The sequence below is a fragment of the Culturomica massiliensis genome (assembly GCF_900091655.1).
Classification (GTDB): Bacteria; Bacteroidota; Bacteroidia; order Bacteroidales; family Marinifilaceae; genus Culturomica; species Culturomica massiliensis.
The window spans coordinates 1-930 of sequence record NZ_LT594616.1; the positions used below are offsets into that span (position 1 = coordinate 1).

1 protein-coding gene is annotated in these 930 nt (G+C 33.9%); it reads left to right on the forward strand.

Features of this window, described 5'->3' with window-relative positions:
* Positions 1-146: 146 nt before the first annotated feature.
* Positions 147-930, forward strand: a 784-nt coding sequence (locus BN8908_RS00055) for a hypothetical protein (protein ID WP_148453094.1), incomplete at its 3' end; no start/stop codon positions are given.

The window sequence follows — 930 nt, forward strand, 5'->3', positions numbered from 1 at the left end:
TCCGGCATCTCCAGTTGTGCGGATCAGAAGAGCAGTTAAGCAATATTAAGATGTATGTGGAGTTAGGTTATTTTACTTTGATGAAAAGTAATAGCTGGCGACAGGAACAACCTTATGATAGTCTTTTTGTGTTTAATACTAATAGTATGGAATTGAAACGAGTATCAGTGGGAAAAACTGGCTATGGTATAGTAGATTATGCTAATAACTATTTGTTGAAGCTATCAGATGTTTCATTAGTGGTATTTGATTTAATAGGCCAGGAATCAGATAGCCGCTTATATAATAGCTATGAAATCAATAATTTAAAATATAGTGATAGTGTTGATTTACAGTTGTATAAAAATATTTATTTGACAGGATATATTGGCGGGGAAGTTGTTGGTTCTGATTATATATTAAGTTATAGCCGGAAAGAAGATGGTTATTTGGAAATTTTAGTGACGGGCGATCGTTCTAAGCGTCCTTGTTTTCCCTATGAATTACCTGAAAAATTCAGATTTGAAACTTATGCAAGACAACTGATTTGTGTTAATAATAATAATTACTTTTTGGTAAGTGGTAATGAACGGTATGGCATAAATAAATTAGGTAGTGTTCCTCTTTTTATATATGATAAAAAAAATAAGAAATGGATAGAAAAAATAATTACTGGAACTTTACCTCGTATCCGCGGCTTTTCAGATTGGTTGTGTGGTTATATCGGGGATGATAGTAAATCTTTGTTAAATAAACCGTTTCCCGGTTCTTCTTTATGGCGAGATCGGGCCACTGGATTATCTCCTGCCATTCGTTATGAGGGTATGTATGCTCCTGGAATACTGTATTTCTATAATCCTTCAACCGGTGTTTATTTTGAATTGGAAACGAAGCAGGCTGATAGTGAAGTAGTATTGATTCAGAACGAGAAAGTAATTTATCGTGTTTACG